Consider the following 17,304-nt stretch of genomic DNA (forward strand, 5'->3'; position numbering starts at 1 on the left):
CCTCCCACCGGGTCACCGGCCACCAGCACGGTCGCCGCCCCCACCCTATTTCCGCAGCACCCCATCGCGGAAGCCCCGTAGCCGGATCATCATTCGGCCAGCTCCTCGGGCGCGGGCAGAACGGCCCGCACGGTGAAGCCGCCACCGGCGCGCGGGCCGGCGGAAAACGTGCCGCCGAGGCGCTCGGCACGCCCACGCACCGCGAGCAGCTCCTGCCCGGCACCCCGGACGGCCCCGTCGGGCAGCCCGGCGATGCCCTCGTCGCGTACCTCGATGGTGATGCCGGTGGTGTCGTAGCGCAGGCGGACCGCGACCGGCGCGCCCGGGGCGTGCCGGCGCGCGTCGGCCAGTGACTCCTCAATGATCCGGTACGCCGCCACGTCCACCGCTTCGGGCAGCGGTCGGGGCGCTCCGGCCAGGGCCCAGCGCACCGGCTGACCGGCGCCAAAGCCCTCGACCAGCGCGTCGAGGCGGTTCAGGCTGGGTGCTGGCCCGGTCAACGGGTCAGGCTCCTCGGCCCGGCGCAGCGCACCGCGCAGTCGGTGCACCTGCGCCCGCACCATCCCGCGCCACCGCGCGAACTGCCCCATGCTGGCCAAGGTACGGCAGCCGGCTGTGCGCAGGTCCGCGGCGTCCGTGCGACGCACTCGCCCGGACAATTGATCTCGGGGTGCCGCGCCGCCGGCCCGCGCGCCGGAGGGCGGGGGCGACTGATTGAGGTGAGCGTGATGCCTGTGAGTCATATTTATGCCCCACAGACATCACGCTCACGAGTGCACCTGCCTCCTGCGCCGCTTCAGCCGAGCACGACGGCCTGGCGGGGCCGCCGGCCGTGAGCGGCGACCCCTCCAGGCTCAGTCGGTCAGGGCAGGGTCCACTTCTGGTTGGCCGCACCAAGGCAGGTCCAGAGGTGCACGACGGTGCTGTCGGCCGAGTTGTTGCCGGAGACGTCCAGGCACTTGCCCGACGACGGGTTGCGCAGGCTGCCATCGGACTGGGCCGCCCAGTTCTGCGCCCCGCTGCCGTTGCAGGTCCAGAGCTGGATCTTGGTGCCGTCGGCGGAGCCACCACCCGAGACGTCCAGGCACTTGCCGAGCGCCTTGATCGTCGAGTTCGGCGTCACGGTCCAGGTCTGCGCCGTACTGCTGTTGCAGGTGTAGAGCTGGATCTGGGTGCCATCGGCGGTGCCGCCGCCGCGCACGTCCAGGCACTTGCCGGCGAGACCCTTGATCGGGCCGACCCCGGGCGTGCCACCGCCCCCCTTGACCAGGGTGAAGTCGTCCACGTCGAAGAGCCCCGTGCCGCTACCGGTGAAGGTGAGGTAGAGGTTCTGGGCGCCGGACGGGACGTTGGACAGCGTGGTGGTGACGTTGGCGAACGTCGTCCAGCTGCCGGTGTTGGGCACCGCGACCGAGCCGAGCACCGGGCCGGTGGCCGAGCCGGTACGCACCTGGATGGTGCCACCCGCTCCGCCGGAGACGACCCGGGACGTGAACGAGGTGACCCCGGTCAGGTCCACGCCGTTGTACGCGGCCCAGTCACCCGGATCGATGTAGCCAATGGTCTGCCCGCCGTTGGCGCCCGCCTTGGTGAACGGGGTGACCCCGTTTGCCGAACTGAACGCCTCGGCCTGGATCGTGGTGTTCCCGGTCGGCGGCGGCGTGGTGCCCAACTCCTTGATCCGGATGTTGCGGAACGAGGCGTCGTCGCCGGTGCCGTGGTTCTGGATGCCGATGTGGCCGGCCAGCGACCGTACCGGATTGGTGTTGGTGAAGTCGTTGATCTTCACCCCGTTGAGGAAGATCTGCAGCCGCTCGCCCTCGACCAGCAGCTCGTAGGTGTTCCACTCCCCCGCCGCGTTCAACGCCGCGTCGCGGGCCGCGATGTCGGCGGACTTAAAGGTGTAGACCGAACCGGTCGTGCGGTCGGCGGCGTCGGTGGCGTCGATCTGGATCTCGTAGCCGTTGTCCACCGCGGACCACGGGTCACTGGACGGCGGGAAGCCGATGAAAATGCCGGAATTGTCGTCCCCGGCCAGCTTCCAGTCCAGCTTCAGCGAATAGTTGGTGAACTGCTTCGCGTTGTACCAGAACAGCCCCATGCCACCAACCGAGGTCAGGGTGGCGTCGGAGTTGGTGAAACTGCCCGGGCCGGCCTGCGACCAACCAGCGGTCGAACCGTTGAACAGCGAGGTGTAGCCGGTCTCGGGCCGGCAGTCGGCCTTGCTCCGACCGGAGGCGTACCGGATGCCGCCGAGCAGGTGGGCCCGGAACGCCGGCTCCGCGTACGACGCCTGGGTGTGCCCGGCGCCCGTGTAGAAGGACCGGCCGCCGCTGTAACTCTTGCACCAGCTCAGCGGGTGGTCGGCGCCCATCCCGCCACCGGAGTACGACGACTCGTTCAGCGTGGCCAGCACGTGGGCGGTCGACCGGGCGTTGGTCCGGTAGTTGTACCACTCGTCGGTGCGGGTCCAGGTCTGCGGCAGGTGCCCGGTCGCCGCGTGCCCCCGGTCCTCCACCTTGATGTTGGCCTGCTGGATCGCCGGGTGCGAGGCGAACCACGCGCCCACCAGGTTGCCGTAGAACGGCCAGTCGTACTCGGTGTCGGAGGCCGCGTGCACGCCCACGTACCCGCGACCCGAGCCGATGTAGGACTCGAAAGCGGTCTGCTGGCTGGCGTTGAGCACGTCGCCGGTGGTGTTGAGGAAGACGACCGCCTCGTACTGGGCGAGGTTGCCGGTGGTGAACGCGGCGGCGTCCTCCGTGGCGGTGACGGTGAAGTTGTTCGCCGCGCCCAGGTCGCGGATGGTCTGGATGCCGACCGGGATCGCGTCGTGTCGGAAGCCGGCGGTCTTGGAGAAGACCAGGACGTCGTACGGGGCGTCGGCGGCGCTGGCCGGGCTGGCCGGGGTGGTGCAGGCGATGACGGCGAGGGCCGTCATGGCCGCACCGAGGACGGGTCGCAGGAGTCTGCGCATATCGCTCTCCTCAAGGCGGTTCAGGCTCAGGGCAGGATCCACTTTTGGTTCGCGGCTGCGGTGCAGGTCCAGAGGTGGACCACCGTGCTGTCGGCGGAGCTGTTGCCGGAAACGTCGAGGCACTTGCTGGACGCCGCGTTGCGTACCGTGCCGTCGGCCTGTGCGGCCCAGTTCTGCGCCCCGGTCCCGTTGCAGGTCCAGAGCTGGATCTTGGTGCCGTCGGCGGAGCCAGCACCCGAGACGTCCAGGCACTTGCCCAACGACTTGATCGTGGAGTTCGGGGTGACCGTCCAGTTCTGTGCCGCGCTGGCGTTGCAGGTGTAGATCTGGATCTGCGTGCCGTCGGCGGTGGCGCCACCGCGCACGTCCAGGCACTTACCGCCGAGACCCTTGATCGGGCCACCCCCGCCGGTGGGGGTCCCGACGACGAAGGTGAACGCGTCCAGGTCGTAGAGCGCACCGGTGCCCGACCCGGCGAAGGTCAGGTAGAGCGTGGTCGTGCCGGTCGGCGGGCTGGTGATCGTCCCGGTCACCGTGGCGAAGGTCTCCCAGCTGCCGGTCACGGGGACCGTGGCCGAGCCGAGCACCGTGCCGGTGGCCGAGCCGGCCCGGACCTGGAGGGTGCCACCGGCACCCGCCGAGGAGACCCGGGCGTTGAACGAGGTCACGTTGCCCAGCCGGTACGGCTGGAACGCGATCCAGTCACCATTGTTGATGTCGCCGACGGTCTTGCCGCCCTCGGCCGTGGTCTTGCTGAACACGTTGATCCCGGACGAGGTGCCGTAGAACTCGGCCTGCCGGTGCCGCGGTGGCAGCGTGTGCTGGGTGTGCGTGGTCAGCCCACCGGCGTCGGTGTACTCGGCGTCGAAGATCGCGAAAATGTTCGCCGCGTCGTCGTGCTCACCGTCGACCGGGATGGTGATCGAGCCGGAGCAGCCGGTCTTCGAGGTGATCTGGTGGCCGTGCTGGTCGTGGCCGAGCACGTAGGTCATCTTGACCTTCGCGCAGTCGATCGTGCCGTCCTCCGGGTCGGTCACGGTGATGCTGAACGGCACCGTGTCACCGAAGCTGAACAGCTGGCCGTTGCCGGGGTTGTTGATGGTCACCGTGGGCGCGGTGTTGCCGACGCTGATCCGCACGCTGCTGCTGCCGGTGGCGCCCTGCGGGTCCCGCACCGTCAGCGTGGCGGTGTAGCTCCCGTTGGCGGTGTAGGTCTTCGACGGGTTGGCTGCGGTCGAGGTGGTCCCGTCACCGAAGGCCCACGAGTACGTCAGCGCGCCCCCCTCGGGGTCGGACGAGCCGGCCGAGGAGAAGGTCACCGCGAGCGGGGCGGCACCGGAGGTCCGGTTGGCGCTGGCCGCCGCGGTCGGCGCCCGGTTGCCGCCACCGACGTAGTCGAAGCGGTAGAGCGCCGAGTTGGCGTCACCGTTGAAGTAGCCGGTGCCGTAGTCGAGCACGTAGTACGCGCCGTCCGGGCCGAACGCCGAGTCCATCACCTGCTTACCGACCCAGGGGAAGGCGTCGATGGCGCCCCGGGAGCCGTCGGAGTTGACATGGATCGGCTTGATCCAGCCTCGGCCGAACTCGGTGGCGAAGAACTGCCCGTCGAAGGACTGCGGGAACTTGGTGGTGGAGGTCGACGAGGCGTTGTACCGGTAGACCGGGCCACCCATCGGGGACTCGGAACCGCCGCCGAACTCGGTGGGGGAGCCGGCGTCGCCGGCGTACCGGATCCAGGCCGGCTGGGCGGGCGGCAGGGTGGTCAGACCGGTGTTGCGGAACGAGTTGTTGGTCGGACCGCCGGTGCAGTTGTACTTCGCACCGCTGGTGTTGGTGGCGAAGTCCCACTCGTTGTACGTCTCGGTGGAGGTGTTGGTGCCGGTGCAGTACGGCCAGCCGTAGTTGCCCGGCGCGGCGACCCGGTTGAACTCGACCTGACCCGACGGCCCACGGGTGGAGCTGGTGGTGCCGGCGTCCGGCCCGTAGTCACCGACGTAGACGACCCCGGTGGCCTTGTCCACGCTGATCCGGAACGGGTTGCGGAATCCCATCGCGTAGATCTCCGGCCGCGTCTTGGCCGTGCCCGGCGCGAAGAGGTTGCCGGCCGGGATGGAGTACGTGCCGTTGGAGTTCACCTTGATCCGCAGGATCTTGCCCCGCAGGTCGTTGGTGTTGCCGGCGCTGCGCTGCGCGTCGTACCCCGGGTTGCGGTTGGTCCGCTCGTCCAGCGGCGAGTAGCCAGCCGATTCGAACGGGTTGGTGTCGTCGCCGGTGGAGAGGAAGAGGTTGCCGGCGGCGTCGAAGTCGATGTCCCCACCGACGTGGCAGCACAGGCCGCGGTTGGCCGGCACGTCGAGCACGTCGACCTTGCTCGCCTGGTTGATCGTGAAGTCGGTGTTGAGGGTGAACCGGGAGAGCCGGTTGACGCCGTTCCAGGCCGAGAAGTCGGTGCCGGTGGCCGGCGCGTCGCCGGCGGGGGTGGACAGCGGCGGGGCGTAGTACAGGAAGATCTGCCGGTTGGTGGCGAAGCCCGGGTCGACCCCGACGCCCTGCAGGCCTTCCTCGTCGTGGTTGTAGACCGCCAGGGTGCCGATCACGGAGGTCGTGCCGTTGGCGTCGGTGCGGCGCAGGGTGCCGTTGCGAGCGGTGTGCAGGACCGAGCGGTCCGGTAGCACCGCCAGCGACATCGGCTCACCCATGTCGGTCACGCCGCGGGCGAGCTCGACCTGCTGGAAGTCGGTCGCGTTGATCGTGTGCGCCTGCGCGGGGGTCGGGCCGGCGGCGAGTGCGACCGTGCCGGCCGCGACCACCAGCAGCGCTGCCGATCCGGCGGAGAACCAACGTCGGGATCGATGTTTCGGAGCGTCCTTCATAGACATCTGTGCTGCCCCTTCCTGACGAGTGACTGCCAGGCGGGCGCGCGCCGTCGCGCCGGATGCCGTAGCGGTGGGGGGTGGGGGTCGATGGGTTACCGCGCCGCCGGTTCACCTCGACGAAACATTGTCGTGTTGGTCACGACACTAAGTCGCACATGTCCATGTGTCCATACCTTCCGGCGACACAGCATCAACTTTTGTCGATCTGATCGAAAGTCGCCGGTCAGGCGCGGCGGTCGATCGTCTGTGCGGCCAGCGCAACCAGCGCCGCGCGAGCCTCGTCGGCCACCATCGCGCTCTGCAAGGCGGCGAGCGCCGCCTCGGTCCGAACCCGGATCATCTGCTCGATCCGCTCCCGCGCGCCGGTCGCCTCGATGATCTCGCGCAGCTCTGCCGCGCCGTCGTCGTCCAGCGCCGGGTTGCCGAACAGCTCCCGCAGCCGGATGGTCTGCGACCGGTCGGCGGCGCTGCGGGCCAGCGCCATCATCACCGTGGGCTTGCCCTCCCGCAGGTCGTCCAGGACCGACTTGCCGGTGACCGCCGGGTCCCCGAAGACACCCAGCACGTCGTCGCGGAGCTGGAACGCGTCGCCCAACGGGTCACCGAACTCGCCCAGCGCGGCGAGCAGCTCCGGCCCCGCGCCGGCCAGGGCCGCGCCGATCTGCAGCGGCCGGGTGACCGTGTACCGGGCAGCCTTCATCCGGATCACGGTGAGCGCGCTGGCCACCGAGCCGTCACCCACGCCCGAGACCAGGTCCAGGTACTCACCAGCGATCACCTCGGTACGCATCAGCGCGAACACGCCGTATCCCCGGTGCACCTGTTCGGTGCTCAGCCCACACTCGTGGAACATCTGATCCGACCAGGCGGCGCAGAGATCCCCGCAGAGCAGCGCGGTGTTGCGGCCGTACGCCTCCGGGTCACCGCGCCACGACGAGCGGGCGTGCAGATCGGCGAAGAGCCGGTGCACCGACGGCTCACCCCGACGGCGGTCGCTGCCGTCCAGGATGTCGTCGTGGATCAGCGCGAACGCGTGGAACAGCTCCAGGGCCGCCGCGGCCACCACGACCGGGGTGCAGTCGGCCGCCCCCGTCCCGCGCCAGCCCCAGTAGCAGAAGAGCGGGCGTAACCGCTTCCCACCGGCCAGCACGAACCGGTGCAGCGCGGTGAACACGCCGCGCGGCGCGCCGTCCGGCCAGTCCGGGCCCTGCCGGTCGAGGAACCCGGCCAGCTCGGCGTCGAAGCGCGCCCGCAGCCCGCTCGCGTCGGTGGGCGCGACGGTGACCGTCATGTCCTCTCCCCCGAACCGTCCGAACCGCCGGCGCCCAGCCCGGCCAACTCCAGCAGCAGCGCCTTGACCTCGGTGGCCGCGATCTTGTCCCGGGCAGCCGTCGGGTCGGAGCAGAGCAGCACCGGGGCGTCCGCCGGGTCGTCCGGCAGCCGCCCGTGCGAGCCCCGCACGGCCTGCGCACCGGCGTCCAGGCCGACCGCGCTCATGAGGTAGCGCATACCGAGCTTCTTGCGGGCCAGCGCCACCCCGGCCCGGCGCTTCGCCGCACCCGGCGCCGCCGGGTCGAAGAACAACTCGGCCGGGTCATAACCTGGCTTCCGATGAATTTCCACGAGCCGGGCGAAGTCCGGCGCAACAGCGTCGTCCAGCCAGTAGTAGTACGTGAACCAGGCGTCCGGCTCAGCCACCAACACCAACTCACCGGCACGTGGATGGTCCAGCCCGTGCGCGGCCTTGCCATCGGCGTCGAGCACCTCGGCCACCCCGGGCAGGCTGGCGCAGAGCTTCGCCACCGCCGGCACGTCCGCCGGGTCCTTGACATAGACGTGGGCGACCTGATGGTCGGCGACCGCGAACGCCCTCGACGTCCACGGGTCGAGGTATTCCATGCCCGCCTGGGTGTGCACCCGCAGCAGCCCCTCGGCGCGCAGCAACCGGTTGACGTCCACCGGCCGGGACACGTCGGTGATGCCGTACTCCGACAGCACCACCACTGTGGCGTCCCGTGCTCGAGCCGCGTCCAGCAGCGGCCCGAGCACCGCGTCCAGCTCGGCCGCCGCGGCGGCGGCCTGGGCCGACGACGGGCCGTACCGTTGCAGGTCGTAGTCCAGGTGCGGCACGTAGACCAAGGTCAGGTCGGGTGACACATCGGCCAGGATCTGCTCGGCCGCCTGGCAGATCCACCGCGACGACGGCAGCCCCGCCGTCGGCCCCCAGTAGGTGAACAGCGGGAAGGTGCCCAGCCGCCCGGTCAGCGCGTCGTGCAGCTCCGGCGGGTCGGTGTAGCAGTCCGGCTCCTTGCGGCCGTCCGCGTAGTAGACGGGGCGTGGGGTGACCGTCCAGTCGACGTCGGCGCCCATCGCGTACCACCAGCAGACGTTCGCGACGGTGTAGCCCGGCTCGGCCCGGCGGGCCGCCTGCCAGAGCTTCTCCCCGCCGACCAGCGCGTTGTGCTGCCGCCACAGCAGCACCTCACCCAGCTCCCGGAAATACCACCCGTTGCCGACGATGCCGTGCCCGCTGGGCGGCTCGCCGGTGAGGAAGGTGGACTGCACCGAGCAGGTCACCGCGGGCAGCACGGTGCCCAGCTCGGCCCGGAAGCCGCCGTCGGCGACGCCGCGCAGCCGGGGCATGTGCGCCAGCAGTCGCGGGGTCAGCCCCACCACATCGAGCACCACCAGTTGCCGGCTCATCGCGTCACTCCCACGGTCACGGTTCGCTCCGGAGTCAGCCCCAGGCCGACAAGTTCGTCGCGGGCGAAGGCCAGCTCGGCGGCGATGCCGGCGGCCAACTCCGCGTCGGTGCCGGGCCGCCGTGCGGCCGGCAGCACCCCCCAGGTGTACGTCTCCACGTCGAGATGGTCACAGCCGGCCGCCGGACCGGCGAAGAGCGCGGCCAGCGCGGCGCGCAGCACCGGCAGGGTGGAGCCGAGCGGCTCCTCGGGTGGGGCGTGCAGGGGCACGTGATAGTGCACCCGCCACGGGCCCGGCAGCTCCCGATCCAGTGCCGCGTCCAGGTCGTCGGCCGCGTACGCCGGGTCGGCCGGGTCGGCCAGGCCGGCGCAACCGGCGCCCCGGGTCTGGTGCAGGAAGCGTGGCTCGACCCAGCGGCGCAACGCGTCGGCCCCGCCCTCCGGGTCGGCCGCCTCGACGGCGGCGGAGACCTGCACCTTCACCACGGGCAGCCCGGCCACCCGCAGTCGTTCCAGTGCCTCGGCCGGCTCCTCCCAGGCACAGGCCAGGTGGGCCAGGTCGAGACAGACACCCAACCGCTCGGTGTCCATGCCGGACAGCAGCGCCGCCGCCTGGCCGGTGCTCTCCACCACGCAGCCGGGCTCCGGTTCGAAGCCGACCCGCACCACACGGCCGGTGTCCCGCTGCACGGCGGCCAGACCGGCGGCCAGCTGGTCCAGCCGACGTCGGGCCGCGTCGGCCCGATCGGTGTCCCACGGCTGCCGCCAGGCCAGCGGCAGCGTGGAGATCGAGCCCCGGGCGGCGTTGTCGGGCAGCAGGTCGGCGAGCACCCGGGCCAGATCCAGGGTGTACGTCAATCGCTGCTCGGTGGTCCAGTCGGGGTGGTACACGTCGTGCTTGACCACCGGTGCCTGGAAGGCCGCGTACGGGAAGCCGTTGAGGGTGACCACCTCCAGCCCGCGCGCGTCCAGCTCGGAGCGCAACCGGCGACGCAGCGTCGGGTCGGCGGCCAGCTCGGCGGCGACCGGGGCGGCCAGCCACAGCCCGAGCCCGAGCAGGTCACTGCCGAGCGCCTCGCGGACCGGCACGGCGTAGGTGTCCAGTTGTTCGAGGATGCCGGCGAGGTCCTCGGCAGGGTGCACGTTGGTGCAGTAGCCGAGGTGGACGGTGTCGCCGCCGGCATGTCGCAGCCGCATCAGCTGCCGCCGCGCAGGATCGAGTTGCCGGTCTGCGGGTCCACGGCGGCGGCGACGTCCAGGTCGCTGAGGTCGAGCCGCCCGGACTGCCCGTAGAACTCCACCGGGTTTCGCCACAGCACCTTGTCGACGTCGTCGTCGCTGAACCCGGCCTGCAGCATCGCCTCGCCGGTGGCCCGGGTCAGCAGCGGGTCGGAGCGCCCCCAGTCGGCGGCCGAGTTGACCAGCATCCGATCGGTGCCGTACTCCCGCAGCAGCTCCACCATCCGCTGCGGGGTCATCTTGGTGTCCGGGTAGATGGAGAAGCCCAGCCAGCAGCCGCTGTCCCGGACCAGTTTGACGGTCACCTCGTTGAGGTGGTCGACCACCACCCGACCCGCGTCGATGCCGGATTCGGCGACCACCGCGAGGGTTCGCTCGCAGCCGCGTGCCTTGTCCCGGTGCGGGGTGTGCACCAGCGCCGGCAGGTCGTACGCCACCGCGAGGGCCAGCTGCGCCGCGAACGCCTCGTCCTCCTCGGGCGTCATCGAGTCGTACCCGATCTCGCCGACCGCCACCACCGCGTCCTTGTCCAGGTAGCGGGGCAGCAGGTCGAGGACCGGGCGGCAGCGCGGGTCGTTGGCCTCCTTGGGGTTCAGCGCCACGGTGGCGAAGTGCCGCACCCCGAACTGCCCGGCCCGGAACGGCTCCCAGCCGATCAGCGAGTCGAAGTAGTCGGTGAACGAGGCGGCGCTGGTGCGCGGCTGACCCAGCCAGAACGCCGGCTCCACCACCGCGCGTACTCCGGCGGCGGCCATCCGTTCGTAGTCGTCGGTGGTGCGTGAGGTCATGTGGATGTGTGGGTCGAAGATGCGCATTCACGCCTCCCGGGGCAGTGCGGCGGTGAGCCGGTCGAGCAGGTCGGTGGCGTCGGCGGGCAATTCCCGGCCAGCGGCGTGCCGCTCGGCGGCGAGCGCGGCCAGCATCGCGGCCAACTCCCCGTCGGCCCGAGCGTCCAGGTCGGCCACCGCGGCGAGGGGGACGCCGCTGAACACGCACTTGAGCACCGCCTGCCGCCAGGCCGCCGGGTCGAGGTGCCGGGCGTACGGGCCGAGGGCCGCGGCGACCAGCCGGGTGTCGTTGGTCCGGATCGCGTCGTGCAGCAACGGCACCCCGGCGACGCCGATCGGCAGCAGCGGCAGTGCCCGCAGCACGGCTCGGCGCTCGGCCGCGTCGCCGTGCTGGTAGAGGCTTTCGGCGTACGTCGCGTGGTCGCCGGGCAGGCTGGTGAGCAGCAGCACCCGGGCCGCGTCGTCGGCGGTCCAGGCGGGGGCGTCGGGCAACGCGGCCCGACCGCAGCGCCGGCCGGCGGCAGGGAAGAGCCGGGTGATCGCGGTGGGCTCGGCCGTGACCCGGCGCAGCGCCGTGTCCAACCAATCGGAATCGGCTACGCCTCGCAGCGCGGCCCGTAGTGAATCCGGTGTCATCCCGTCTCCTCCCCTTGTGCTGCTCCGCAGGCGCCCCAGGCAGACCCTTTGCTCTGCTTCACTCCACGCGACGGTCACTGTCCGAACATTGGACGGTCGCTGTTGCGTCCGATGAAGCAGAGCAATGGGTGCCTACCCGCACCTCGTCATCGGTGGGCCGCGCGCCGGCCACCGCGGTCGCGGCGGCGGCGCGCAGGAACTCGATCGACCGAGCGGCCACGGCGGGCGCGGCGTGCGAGTCGCGGGGCAACTCCACCGCGACCAGCCCCTCATACCCGCCTGCGGCAAGGGCCGCCAACACCGGCGGAAAATCGATCTCGCCGACGCCGAACTCCAGGTGCTCGTGCACGCCCCGGCGCATGTCGTCGATCTGCACGTTGACCAGATGCCCGGCCACCTCGGCGACGCACTGCGGCACCGGCCACGGCTCCAGGCAGCGGCAATGGCCGATGTCGAGGGTGAGGCCAAAGCGGGCCGGGTCACCGAGCGCGGCGCGCAGCCGACGCCAGTCGGCGATGTCCTGCACCAACATCCCTGGCTCCGGTTCGAAGCCGAGGGTGACGCCGGCGGTGTCGGCCACGTCGACCACGCTGGCGCAGCCCGCGACCAGCCGGTCCCAGGCGCCCTGCGGTGACACCGCATCGGGCCGGACACCGGCCCAGAACGAAACCGCCTCCGCGCCCAGGTCGGCGCCGATCCGGACGGCCCGGCGCAGGAACTCGACACGCCGGGTCGGGTCGTCGTGCAGCAACGTCGGGGCGTGCTTGTGCCACGGGTCGAGCAGGTAGCGGGCGCCGGTCTCGATCACCACGGCCAGGCCCAGCGCGTTCAACCGTTTGCCGACGGCGGCGACCCGGCGCGTGAGCCCGGGCGCGAACGGGTCCAGATGGTCGTGGTCCAGCGTGAGCGCCACACCGTCGTAGCCGAGATCGGCGAGGACGGCGAGCGCATCGTCGAGGCGGTGGTTGGCGAAGCCGTTCGTGCCGTATCCGAGGCGCAGCGTCGTGGCGTCACCGGCCGGCACAGCGGGTCGGGGCTGGGGAACGGTCATGTCGGGGAGACTTTCCGGGCCAACCGTCGCCCCAGCGGCGCGGCCGCCGCGACAGCCACCCCGAGCAGGCCGGCTCCGCCACGCGCGGTGAGCGCCCCCTGCAGGGCGGGCAACCCGGTGATCCCGGCGCCGACGGCGGCGCGGACCCGCCCGGCCGACGGGTCCCGGACCACCTCGGCCTGGGCCGCGCCGTAGCGAGCCGCGTACCACCCGGCCAGCACGGCGGGCAGCACGGCCGCGATCCCGGCCGACCGGGTCCGGTTCGTGCGCACCCCGGTCTGGTCGGCGGTTCGGGCGGCTGCGCGCCGGGCCCCCGGGGCGGCGACGGCGGCACTGACCGCGACCAGTGCGGTGCCCGCCAGCGTGCGCATCGGCAGGGTGGCATCGGCGCCGGTGACCTCCCGGCGGGACAACGCGGTGACCGTCCAGGTGTGCGCGGCGACGGTCGCCGCCGCCGGCAACGCCCGGGTCACCCGGCCACCGGACGCGCCGAGCAGCACATCCAGCCCTCGGCAGGCGGCCATCACCGCCGGACCGGCGGCGGTGTTCTTGGCCAGCAGGTCGTACCCCCAGATGGTGGCCGCCAGCGGCACGGCGAGCGCGGCGGCGCGGCGACCGCCCACGGCGGCGGCCAGGCCCACACCGGCTGCCGTGAGGCCAGCCGCGAGACCGACCGCGGCGGCCGGGGTGATCCGCCCGCTGGGGATCGGCCGCTCGGGCCGCTCCACGGCGTCCAGGTGCCGGTCGGACCAGTCGTTGGCGGCCATGCCGGCCCAGTAGAGCAGCACCGAGGCGCCGGCCAGAGCAGGGGTACGCGGGCTCAACGCGCCGGCCGCCGCCGCTCCGGCGATCACGTCGCCGGGCACCGAGAGCGCGGCCGGCGCCCGGACCAGCTCGGCGAGGTCAGCCAGCGTGGTCATGGGCACCGTCCCCTCCGGCGTGCAGTTTCCGGGCGAAGTTGGTCAGCCGGGCCCACTGCTCGCCCAGCGAGTGGGTGGGCGAGCCGAGCGGGTCCTTGAAGAAGAAGCCCAGCTCCGTCAGCGGCCCCACCTGCCCGGCGGCATGGGCGGCGGCGGTGAGCCGGGCCAGGTCGAGCACCAGCGGCGCGGCCAACGCGGAGTCGCAGCCGTGCCAGGTGAACTCCATCCGCATGCCGGTGCCGAGGAAGCCGGCGAAGGTGATCAGATCCCAGGCGGTCTTGAAGTCGCCCAGTTCCTCGACGTACTCGATGCGGGTGCCGCCCTGCGGGACGTAGCCCAGCGTCTCGCCGAGCACCCGCTGCTTGCTCTGCACCTTCGCCGCGTTGGCGGCCGGGTCGGCGAGGGTGGCGCCGTCGCCACCGCCGAGCAGGTTGAACCCGGACCAGGAGCGCACGTCCAGGTTGCGCATCGCGAACATCGGCGCGAGCACCGACTTGACCAGGGTCTCCCCGGTCTTGCCGTCGTGCCCGGCGTACGGCAGTCGGGCCTCTTCGGCCAGCGCGGTCAGGGCCGGCAGTCGCAGTCCGGTGGACGGGGTGAAGTCGACGTACGGGCAGCCGGCCAGCAGTGCCGCGTACCCGTAGAGGGAGCTGGCCGGCAGCACCTCGTCCGGCCCGGCGAGGGCGGCACGCAGCGCGGCCGGGTCGGCGTGCCCGGCGTGCGGTCGAGGGGTCGGCTCGGTGGCGGAGACGTTGATCACCACCACCCGGTCCAGCTCGTGTCGCTCGCGGAAGCTGGTGAGGTCGCGGACCACGGCGGCGGCCCGGTCGGCCTGGGTGCCGCCGACCGGTGCGGGGCGCAGCTCCTGCTCGACCGCGCCCAGCTCGTCGCGGAGCGCGGCGACCAGCCGCCCGGGAATGACACCGGCGTCGGCCAGTGCCTCGGCGCGCTTGCACAGGGGGGTGGTGGCCAGGTCGTGCCCGCCGAAGACGAGGTCGGCGAAGGCGGGCAGGGCGGGGCCGCGCAGCTCGGGCAGGGCGGTGACGCAACCGGTCGGCCCGGCCAGACCAGCCCGCAGCGCGAGCCCTCCGACGATGCTGGTGGTCGCGACGGAACCGCGCGCTCCTACCAGCCAGACACCTGTTCGCATGGTGATCCTTCAATCCAGGAGAAACCGCCGGCACTGCTAAATATAGCAATATCAGAATATGTTTCGGAAAGATACGGCCTGAGTGGATGGCCCCGTCCGCCCGCCCCGCACCTGGACGGCACCGGATTCCGACGTCGGCGTCGGCGGCGACGACGCCGGACCGGTGCCCAGTACGGGTGCGAGCAGACGGGGCTGGTAGACAGGGTCGGGTCGGCGTCTCGACCCTGTCTCCCCCGCATCCGACCGGCCAGGGCGTTGGCGTGGCGTGCCCCGGCCGGACGTCTCAGGCCGCCGCGCCCACCGATTTACCGACCGGAGCACGACTCGCCGGAAATCGGCGAGCGGATGCGGTACGGGTGGGGGCAGCGGCGGGCGGTGCCATCAGGTCCTCCAGATCTCCACCGGTGGTGGCGGTCCTCCGGTGCGGCCGGGGAATCCCGGTCCGGTCGCACCGGACGACCGTCCTGCTCGTGCGCCACCGGGCCGTACGGCCCGGCTGCACGCTCTCCGATGCCGACCTCGTCCCGACTGCGGGGCGCAATCCGCGGTCGGTCCCTCGCCGGTCGGCTTCGGAAAGCCGGTCGGGCGATGGTGGTGCGAACACCTCCATCGCGGATGGTCAATGGTCAGACAGCCGCCGCGGTCAGCGCCGGTTCGACCTCGGTCCAGGATGAGCCGAGCTCCGCCGATCGGGTCACCGCTTCCAGCACCAGCTGGACCTGCAACGCGTCGGCGAACGAGGGAGCCGGGTCGACGTCGGTGGCGACCGCCTCGATGAAGTCGCGCATCTGGTGCGTGAACGAGTGCTCGTAGCCGATGATGTGGCCCGGAGGCCACCACGCCGACATGTACGGGTGCTCGCTCTCGGTCACCAGGATGCGGGTGAAGCCCTGCTCCACGCCCGGCCGGGTGGCGTCGTAGAACTCCAGCTCGTTGAGGCGCTCCAGGTCGAAGACCACGCTGCCCAGCGAACCGTTGATCTCGACACGCAGGGCGTTCTTGCGGCCGGTGGCGAACCGACTCGCCTCGTACGTGGCCAGGGCGCCACCGTCGAGCCGGGCCACGAAGACCGCGGCGTCGTCGACGGTGACCGGCCCGGTGGGCGACGTGTTGCCGTCCACCGTGGCCGCCAGACCGCTCGACTCGGCCGGCAACGGCCGCTCCTTGACGAAGGTCTCGGTGACCGCGCTGACCCCGCTGATCCGCTGACCGGTGACGAACTGGGTCAGATCGATGATGTGCGCACCGATGTCACCGAGCGCGCCGGAGCCCGCCCTGTCCTTCTGCAACCGCCAGACCAGCGGGAACTGCGGGTCCACGATCCAATCCTGCAGATACACCGCGCGGACGTGTCGAATCACCCCGAGTCGTCCGTCGGCGACCATCTGGCGCATCATCGCGACTGCGGGGACCCGGCGGTAGTTGAACCCGCACATCGACCGCACTCCGGCGGCCCGGGCGACGTCCGCCGCAGCGGTCATCGCCCGTGCCTCCGCCACCGAATTGGCCAACGGCTTCTCGCACAGGACGTGCTTGCCGGCGGCCAGTGCGGCGAGGGCGATCTCGGCGTGACTGTCGCCCGGGGTGCAGACGTCGACCACGTCGATGTCGTCCCGGTTGATCAGGTCACGCCAGTCCGTGGTGTACGCGTCCCAGCCGAGACGGTCGGCGGCGTCGGCCACCTTCGCTGTGTCTCGACCGCAGATCAACGCCATCCGGGCCCGCGCCGGCAGGTCGTACACGCGGTTCACGGTGCGCCACGCCTGTGAGTGCGCGGCGCCCATGAACGCGTAGCCGACCATGCCGACCCGCAGTTCTTTGTCTGTCGTGGACAAGGTGGGTCTCCCCCCGTATGTCAGAACCCGAGCTTGTCGTAGCTGCTCGCGTTCTCCTTGGTGATCGTCTCGGAGGCGAGGGTCACTTCCTTGGGAACCTGCAGCTCCGTCAGGTCGCCCAGGCCCCGACCCTGCGCGATGAGCCGCGCGAGGGAAATTGCCGAGGAGGCCATCGACGGGTTGTAGGTGACCGTCGCCTTGAGCACGGTGTTGTCGGCCTTGATCGCGTCGATCGCGAGCTTCGAACCGGCGCCGCCGACCATGAAGAACTCCGAGCGGTTGGCCTGCTTGATGGCCGCCAGCACACCGATGCCCTGGTCGTCGTCGTGGTTCCAGATCGCGTCGATCTTCGGCAGCGCCTGGAGCAGCTGGGACGCCTCGCGCTGACCGCTGTCCGAGGTGAACTCGGCCGAGCGACGGTTGCTCACCTTGAACCCGTAGGTCGCCAGGGCCGCCGCGAAGCCGGCGCTGCGCTCGACGGTCAGCGGGATCTCCAGACCGGCGATCTCACCGATCACCGGGTTGGCGACGCCCTTGTCCTTGAGCTGCTTGCCGATGAAGTGCCCGGCGGAGACGCCCATGCCGTAGTTGTCGCCCTTGATGACCAGCCGCGAGGCCAGCGCGTCGGGGAAGGCCCGGTCGAGGTTCACGATCGGGATGCCCGCCTGCATCGCCTGGAGGGCAACGGCGTTGACCTCCTTGCCGTCATGCGGCAGCACGACGATGATGTCCGGCTTCTGGGCGATCAGCGTGCCGAGCGTGGAGCGCTGGGCCTCAGAGTTCGACCCACCGTCGACCTCCTTGAACTCCACGTCCGAGTAGGCCGCGGCCTGAGCCTTGGCGTTGGCGTGGATCGCGCCCATCCAGCCGTGGTCGGCAGCCGGGGCGGAGAAGCCGATGACGACCTTCTTACCGGGGGCGTTGTTGCCGGCACTGTCTCCGGCGGCCTTGGTCTGGGTGCTGGCGGCCGGGGTGTCGTTACTGGTGCAGGCGGTGAGGAGGGTGGCGGCGCCGACTGCGGCTCCGCCGAAGAGCAACCGGCGGCGCGACAGGTCGCGACTGAGCTGGGTCATGAATGACCTCCTGGAAGCGGGATTTGAGTTAATGAGGGTGTGCGGGGCCCGGCCACT

The 17,304-nt window shown here is 71.4% G+C and carries 13 protein-coding genes; all 13 read right to left on the reverse strand.

Going from position 1 to position 17,304, the window contains the following annotated elements:
* Nucleotides 1–89 precede the first annotated feature (89 nt).
* The 13 genes from OG811_RS03570 to OG811_RS03630 all read right to left on the reverse strand — a co-directional run bounded on the left by OG811_RS03570 (nucleotide 90) and on the right by OG811_RS03630 (nucleotide 17,247).
* A complete protein-coding gene (locus OG811_RS03570) occupies nucleotides 90–590 on the reverse strand; it encodes a sensor histidine kinase (RefSeq protein ID WP_406072099.1) in 501 nt (166 codons plus the stop codon).
* Nucleotides 591–862: 272 nt separating this feature from the next.
* Nucleotides 863–2,977, reverse strand: coding sequence for a ThuA domain-containing protein (locus OG811_RS03575; protein ID WP_406072100.1), 2,115 nt, complete (start codon nucleotides 2,975–2,977; stop codon nucleotides 863–865).
* A gap of 26 nt (nucleotides 2,978–3,003) precedes the next feature.
* Nucleotides 3,004–5,856 carry a PQQ-dependent sugar dehydrogenase gene (locus OG811_RS03580; RefSeq protein ID WP_406072102.1) on the reverse strand — a complete coding sequence of 951 codons (2,853 nt, stop codon included), beginning with the start codon at nucleotides 5,854–5,856 and terminating at the stop codon, nucleotides 3,004–3,006.
* Between the two features lie 220 nt (nucleotides 5,857–6,076).
* Nucleotides 6,077–7,144: a polyprenyl synthetase family protein gene (locus OG811_RS03585; RefSeq protein ID WP_406072104.1), complete on the reverse strand. Its 1,068-nt coding sequence runs from the start codon at nucleotides 7,142–7,144 to the stop codon at nucleotides 6,077–6,079.
* Nucleotides 7,141–8,556: an alkaline phosphatase family protein gene (locus tag OG811_RS03590; protein ID WP_406072106.1), complete on the reverse strand. Its 1,416-nt coding sequence runs from the start codon at nucleotides 8,554–8,556 to the stop codon at nucleotides 7,141–7,143. The genes OG811_RS03585 and OG811_RS03590 overlap by 4 nt, the downstream gene beginning before the upstream one ends.
* Nucleotides 8,553–9,752, reverse strand: a complete 1,200-nt coding sequence (eboE, locus tag OG811_RS03595) for a metabolite traffic protein EboE (RefSeq protein WP_406072108.1) — start codon at nucleotides 9,750–9,752, stop codon at nucleotides 8,553–8,555. The genes OG811_RS03590 and eboE overlap by 4 nt, the downstream gene beginning before the upstream one ends.
* Complete coding sequence (locus OG811_RS03600) at nucleotides 9,752–10,609, reverse strand: TatD family hydrolase (RefSeq protein WP_406072109.1); 858 nt, start codon at nucleotides 10,607–10,609, stop codon at nucleotides 9,752–9,754. Before OG811_RS03600 ends, eboE begins: the two co-directional genes overlap by 1 nt.
* On the reverse strand, nucleotides 10,610–11,218 hold the full coding sequence (locus tag OG811_RS03605) for an EboA domain-containing protein (RefSeq protein WP_406072110.1): 609 nt from the start codon (nucleotides 11,216–11,218) through the stop codon (nucleotides 10,610–10,612).
* Between the two features lie 58 nt (nucleotides 11,219–11,276).
* The gene (locus OG811_RS03610) at nucleotides 11,277–12,269 is read right to left on the reverse strand and encodes a sugar phosphate isomerase/epimerase family protein (protein WP_406072111.1); all 993 of its coding nucleotides are present in this window, start codon (nucleotides 12,267–12,269) and stop codon (nucleotides 11,277–11,279) included.
* The gene (locus OG811_RS03615) at nucleotides 12,266–13,189 is read right to left on the reverse strand and encodes an SCO3242 family prenyltransferase (protein ID WP_406072112.1); all 924 of its coding nucleotides are present in this window, start codon (nucleotides 13,187–13,189) and stop codon (nucleotides 12,266–12,268) included. Before OG811_RS03615 ends, OG811_RS03610 begins: the two co-directional genes overlap by 4 nt.
* Nucleotides 13,173–14,339, reverse strand: a complete 1,167-nt coding sequence (locus OG811_RS03620) for an inositol-3-phosphate synthase (RefSeq protein WP_406072113.1) — start codon at nucleotides 14,337–14,339, stop codon at nucleotides 13,173–13,175. The genes OG811_RS03615 and OG811_RS03620 overlap by 17 nt, the downstream gene beginning before the upstream one ends.
* A 626-nt stretch (nucleotides 14,340–14,965) precedes the next feature.
* Complete coding sequence (locus OG811_RS03625) at nucleotides 14,966–16,141, reverse strand: Gfo/Idh/MocA family protein (RefSeq protein WP_406075488.1); 1,176 nt, start codon at nucleotides 16,139–16,141, stop codon at nucleotides 14,966–14,968.
* A gap of 53 nt (nucleotides 16,142–16,194) precedes the next feature.
* Nucleotides 16,195–17,247 (reverse strand): substrate-binding domain-containing protein, encoded by a 1,053-nt coding sequence (locus OG811_RS03630; RefSeq protein WP_406072115.1) that lies wholly within the window; start codon nucleotides 17,245–17,247, stop codon nucleotides 16,195–16,197.
* Between the last annotated feature and the right edge of the window lie 57 nt (nucleotides 17,248–17,304).

It is taken from the genome of Micromonospora sp. NBC_01638, from assembly GCF_045209745.1.
Lineage (GTDB): Bacteria > Actinomycetota > Actinomycetes > Mycobacteriales > Micromonosporaceae > Micromonospora.